Here is a 6,007-nt window from a genome sequence, read left to right on the forward strand (position 1 = left end):
TTATGACGCAAACTAAAACAGACGCAACTGAGATAGCTAACAAGTTTGCTCCCGTTGCAAGTACAGCTTTGACTGGCGAAAGAATTGTAAGGCCTTCGCTCAATTATTGGCAGGACGCATGGAGACGACTTAAGAAAAATAGACTGGCTATGGCTGGCTTAATTATATTGGTTGTTCTGATTGTACTTGCAATCATTGCGCCATTGGTTTCAAGCTACGATTATCAGACGCAAAATTTGAAGATAAAAAATGCTTGGCCGAGTGGACAGCATTGGTTTGGAACAGATGATTTCGGTCGTGATATCTGGACAAGGGTATGGGTGGGGACACGTATTTCTCTTTTCATCGGTATCACAGCGGCTTTAATTGATTTGGTTGTCGGTGTTATTTACGGTGGTATTTCTGCGTACTATGGCGGAAAAGTAGACGAAGTGATGCAGCGTTCCATTGAAATCGTTTATGCCATCCCATTCCTGCTTATCGCGATCCTGTTGATTATGGTTATTGGATCCGGTATTTCATCGATCATCATTGCTTATAGTATTACCGGTTGGGTTCCGATGGCGCGTTTGGTGCGTGGTCAAATGCTTACGCTCAAAGAACAAGAGTTTGTCCTTGCTTCCCGCACGCTTGGCGCCTCCCCAATGAGAATTATTATGCGCAGCTTAATACCGAATGCGCTTGGGATCATTATTGTACAAATTACGTTTGTGGTTCCTTCTGCCATTTTCACAGAAGCTTTCCTAAGCTTTATTGGTCTTGGCGTTAAGCCGCCTCTTGCTTCACTTGGTAATTTATTATCTGAAGGGGCTAACAACATCCGGTTATATGCTTATCGGCTAATTATTCCGACTGTTGTATTTAGTTTGATCCTCATAAGCTTTAATCAACTGGGTGATGGACTTCGTGATGCGCTTGATCCTAAAATGCGCAAGTAAAGGGGTGAATAATGATGAGCACCATAAAAAATTTGCTAGAAGTAAAAGATTTGAAAGTTTCTTTCCAGACCTATGCTGGAGAGGTTCAAGCTGTTCGCGGCGTTTCCTTTACTTTGGAAAAAGGTGAAGTACTGGCGATTGTGGGTGAATCCGGTTGCGGGAAATCTGTAACGGCACAAACGCTCATGCGTTTAATTCCTTCACCGCCCAGCTATATAAAGAGTGGCTCGATTATGTTTGACGGAAAAACGGATATTACCAAGCTATCCAACAAGCAGATGGAGAAAATTCGTGGATCGGAAATGGGCATGATTTTCCAAGATCCGATGACTTCCTTGAATCCGACCATGAAAGTGGGCGATCAAATTACGGAAGGCTTAATTAAGCACGAAGGCCTCAGTAAAAAAGCGGCTACAGAGAAAGCTATTGAAATTCTTAAATTAGTAGGCATTAACTCGCCTGAAGGGCGTATTCATCAATATCCGCATGAACTTTCCGGGGGCATGCGTCAACGGGTTATGATTGCAATTGCGCTTGCTTGCTCGCCTAAACTATTGATTGCGGATGAGCCGACTACAGCACTCGATGTGACGATTCAAGCGCAAATTATTGATTTGATGAAGACGATCTCCAAAAAAATGGATTCATCTATTATCTTAATCACGCATGATCTTGGCGTTGTTGCCGATATGGCTGACCGTGTGGTCGTTATGTACGCGGGGAAAATCGTCGAGCAAGGAACGGTTGACGAAATTTTCTATGATCCGCAGCATCCGTATACGTGGGGGTTGTTGCGTTCCGTCCCAAGGCTGGATACGAAAAGTAATGAGGAATTGGTTCCTATTCCGGGAACGCCGCCTGATTTATTCGCGCCACCAAAAGGCTGCGCGTTTGCAGCAAGATGTCCGTATGCGATGCAAGTTTGCTTAGGAGAAGATCCTGACCATACAACTTTATCAGAGACGCACAGCTCAGCTTGTTGGCTGCTGCACCCGGATGCTCCAAAAGTCGAACGACCAGTAGGCGTGGGAGGTGCACATCATGGCTAATCAACCTATTTTAAAAATCAGCAACATGAAAAAGCATTTTAATCTTGGCAACGGCAAAATATTGAAAGCTGTTGACAATTTTTCTATAGAAATTAATCGTGGTGAAACATTCGGCCTTGTCGGTGAATCCGGTTGTGGGAAGTCCACAGCGGGAAGAACCATTATTAATCTTTATGAGGCAACCGAAGGCGAAGTCCTGTTCGAAGGCGAGGATGTTCACAAGTTAAAAGGCAAGAAGCTAAAAGAATTTAACCGTAATATGCAGATGGTGTTCCAAGATCCCTACGCTTCTTTAAACCCTCGTATGACTGTAGGAAATATCATTGCCGAGGGTATTGATATTCACGGTCTTTATAAAGGTGCGAAACGCAAGGAACGCGTAATGGAATTGCTTCGCGCGGTTGGTTTGAATGATGAGCATGCCAGTCGCTTTCCGCATGAATTTTCCGGAGGACAACGTCAGCGGATCGGGATTGCCCGGGCATTGGCGATTGAACCAAAATTCATTATCGCAGATGAGCCGATCTCGGCATTAGACGTTTCCGTACAAGCTCAGGTCGTGAATCTGTTTAAGAGATTACAGAAAGAACACGGATTGACATATCTGTTTATTGCGCATGATTTAGCGATGGTTAAACATATTTCGGATCGAATTGGCGTTATGTACTTGGGTAACCTCGTAGAAGTAACGACTTCGGACGATTTGTATGCCAAACCGCTTCATCCGTATACCCAATCTTTGCTTTCTGCTATTCCCATTCCAGATCCGGAGATTGAGCGCACGCGTGAGCGGATCATTCTTCAAGGGGACGTACCTAGTCCGCTAAACCCACCAAGCGGATGTCCGTTCCGTACGCGTTGTCCGCAAGCAATGGCAAAATGTGCAGAATCGATGCCGCCGACCAAAGAAGTGGAACCGAATCACTTTGTTGCTTGTCATTTGTATTAAGTTGTAAAACCGTCCCTTTGGGGCGGTTTTTCTCATTTTTTGTGAGGTAATTGTAATTTTTAAATATACAGTTTTGACGATTGCCGATCATCCGTGTACAATCAAAGAATAGCTGTTTTATTTGGTGCGAAGAGGAGACACAAGTCGCTATGCAAATGGAAACTTTTCATTGGAAAAAAAATCAGACTTTAACTGAAGATTACATAGCTCGAAATGATCGAGCCAACGCTTTATTTCCTTATCATTACGCTAACCAATCTGATTGGGAGGCGCGAGCGCTATGGTTAGATAGAGAATCAACTGCTCTGCGAGTGGATCGGAAACGATTGGTTGACGTTTTGTATGCGTACAACCAAAAAATCGGGAATTCGCAGGCAGCCGCTGATCATATCGGGGCATTAGCCCAAAAGGATGCTCTAACGATTGTCGGAGGTCAACAAGCTGGATTGTTCGGTGGTCCTTTGCTTGTCCTTTATAAAGCGATTACGGTTATTCAGTTAGCACGGGAATGGAGCGGCAAGCTGCAGCGGACTGTAGTGCCGATTTTCTGGATTGCAGGCGAGGATCACGATTTCGATGAAGCCAACCATTTGTACGCGTTAACGCAAGTTCAGCAAATCGAAAAGATTAAAATTGAGCATCCTACAGGACAGCGCACTTCTGTTGCCAGACTGCCTATAGAGCCTGAAGCTTGGCAGGAAGCCCTGCTTGCTTTAGATCAATCTTTAATGGATTCGGAGTTTAAGACATCCTTGCTGGCCAAATTGCAGCGGACTGCAGCCAACAAGGAGACGCTTTCCGAGGCTTTCGCAAAATGGATGGTCGAATTGTTCGGGGAGTATGGCCTGGTCTTTATTGACTCGGATGAGCCCTCTCTGCGTGCGCTGGAAGCTCCTTTGTTTGAGCAGCTTGTTGTACAGAACGAGAAGCTTTCCGGTTCATTGCTGACGTCAAAGGCTGAGGTAGAGCAAGCTGGTTATGAAGCTCAAGCTGATATTAGTAAGGATGGCGCAAATTTGTTCGTTTATGCCGGCGGACAGCGCTTGCTTTTACATCGGGATGGTCAACAATTTGTTGATAAAAAACATGAATTTATTTTCTCGCCGGAGAAGCTCCACGATCTAGCAGTGACTTCGCCGGAGAGTTTAAGTAATAATGTCATGTCGCGTCCGCTCATGCAAGAGTTTCTTTTCCCAGTGCTTGCTACTGTCCTAGGCCCTAGCGAGATTGCTTATTGGGCGCTAACCAAACGTGCTTTTGAACAATTTGGAATGAAAATGCCGATTCTTTCACCGCGGCTTGAATTCACTTTGATTGAAGGTACGGTTCATAAGCAAATGAATAAATACGACTTTACCTTTGAAGATGTTTTGGAACGTTTCGAACTGAAAAAACAAGCGTGGTTAGATGAGCAAGACACACTCCAATTGAAAGAACGTTTTGACGCTGTGAAATTGGAATTCCGTGAAAGCTATGCCCCCCTTGTGGAATCGCTTGCTGCGATTAACCCTGGTGTGAAGAACTTGGGAGACACCAACTTGATTAAAATTATGGAGCAAATTGAATTTTTGCAAAATAAGGCGGGCGAAGCTTATAAAACACAGTTTGATTCAGCCATCAGACAGCTTGAACGAATTCGCCTCACGATTCTACCGTTAGCAAAGTCGCAAGAAAGAGTGTATAATTGGTGTGCTTATATGAATCGATATGGGGATGATTGGATTCGAGAATTAGTCGAAACCCCAATTCCCGTAGACGGTATGCATCGCATTTATTATTTATAGGAGGGAAAGAAGAAAATGACAATTGTAGATAAAAGTATAGTAGCTGATATGTCGTTAGCCCCGGAGGGTCACTTGAAAATTGATTGGGTACAGGCGCACATGCCTGTTCTCAACCGCATTCGAGAGCAATTCGAGAAGGAACAACCTTTCAAAGGGTTAAAAGTAGCTATTTCCTTACACTTGGAAGCTAAAACAGCCTATCTGGCTAAGGTTGTAAAAGCCGGTGGAGCTGAGGTGACCATCACAGGAAGCAACCCGTTGTCCACGCAAGACGACGTCTGCGCGGCGCTGGTTGAAGATGGTATCACGGTATTTGCTAAATACAATCCCAGCCCAGAAGAGTATAAGGAATTGCTTATTAAAGCGTTGGAAACGAAGCCTGACCTGATTATTGATGACGGTGGGGACTTGGTATCTATTCTCCATTCCGAACGTAAAGATTTGGCTGTGCAAGTGCGCGGTGGAGCGGAAGAAACAACAACGGGAATCCTTCGTCTAAAAGCCATGGAAAAAGAAGGAAAGCTTGAATTCCCTATGGTTGCCGTCAATGATGCGTTCTGTAAGTATTTATTTGATAACCGTTACGGAACGGGTCAATCCGTATGGGACGGCATTAACCGGACAACAAACTTAGTAGTTGCGGGTAAAACAGTAGTTGTTGTTGGGTACGGCTGGTGTGGTAAAGGTGTAGCTATGCGTGCAAAAGGTTTAGGCGCAAATGTCATTGTCACAGAAATTGATGCAATCAAAGGTGTCGAGGCTTATATGGATGGGTTTTCCGTTATGCCGATGCTTGAAGCAGCGAAACTAGGCGATTTCTTCGTTACCGTAACAGGGAACCGCGATGTCATTCGCGGCGAGCATTATAAAGTTATGAAGGATGGTGCGATCCTTTCCAATGCCGGCCACTTTGATGTGGAAGTTAACAAACCGGAGCTTGAGGCACAATCTTCTTCCAAACGTACCGTTCGTCGCAACATTGAGGAGTATCAATTGACCGATGGCCGCAAAATTTATATCCTAGCCGAAGGACGTCTGGTCAATTTAGCTGCAGGAGACGGTCATCCAGCTGAAATCATGGATATGACTTTCGCTCTGCAAGCTATGTCTCTGAAATATGTAAACGACGAATATAAAAAACTTGGCAAGACGGTTGTAAATGTACCTTATGTATTGGATGAGCAAGTAGCTAGATTTAAGCTGGAGTCTCTGGGAACAAGCATTGACTCTCTTACTGAAGAGCAACCGCGTTAGACAGGAGTGACTTTGGTCTTCAACCAAAGATCC

Annotated in this window: 5 protein-coding genes; all 5 read left to right on the plus strand. The window is 44.6% G+C overall.

All coding sequences use genetic code 11. From position 1 onward, the window contains the following. Positions 1–2 precede the first annotated feature (2 nt). The 5 genes from FU659_RS23725 to FU659_RS23745 all read left to right on the plus strand — a co-directional run bounded on the left by FU659_RS23725 (position 3) and on the right by FU659_RS23745 (position 5,974). Positions 3–938, plus strand: coding sequence for an ABC transporter permease (locus tag FU659_RS23725; protein WP_147949819.1), 936 nt, complete (start codon positions 3–5; stop codon positions 936–938). Positions 939–952: 14 nt separating this feature from the next. Further along, positions 953–1,987, plus strand: coding sequence for an ABC transporter ATP-binding protein (locus FU659_RS23730; protein ID WP_147949825.1), 1,035 nt, complete (start codon positions 953–955; stop codon positions 1,985–1,987). Beyond that, the gene (locus FU659_RS23735) at positions 1,980–2,936 is read left to right on the plus strand and encodes an ABC transporter ATP-binding protein (RefSeq protein WP_147949820.1); all 957 of its coding nucleotides are present in this window, start codon (positions 1,980–1,982) and stop codon (positions 2,934–2,936) included. Before FU659_RS23730 ends, FU659_RS23735 begins: the two co-directional genes overlap by 8 nt. A 149-nt stretch (positions 2,937–3,085) precedes the next feature. Then, positions 3,086–4,720: a bacillithiol biosynthesis cysteine-adding enzyme BshC gene (bshC, locus tag FU659_RS23740; protein WP_147949821.1), complete on the plus strand. Its 1,635-nt coding sequence runs from the start codon at positions 3,086–3,088 to the stop codon at positions 4,718–4,720. Positions 4,721–4,735: 15 nt separating this feature from the next. Next, the gene (locus FU659_RS23745) at positions 4,736–5,974 is read left to right on the plus strand and encodes an adenosylhomocysteinase (protein WP_147949822.1); all 1,239 of its coding nucleotides are present in this window, start codon (positions 4,736–4,738) and stop codon (positions 5,972–5,974) included. Positions 5,975–6,007: the final 33 nt, after the last annotated feature.

Source organism: Paenibacillus sp. N3.4, from assembly GCF_008017805.1.
In the GTDB taxonomy this organism is placed as follows: Bacteria; Bacillota; Bacilli; order Paenibacillales; family NBRC-103111; genus Paenibacillus_E.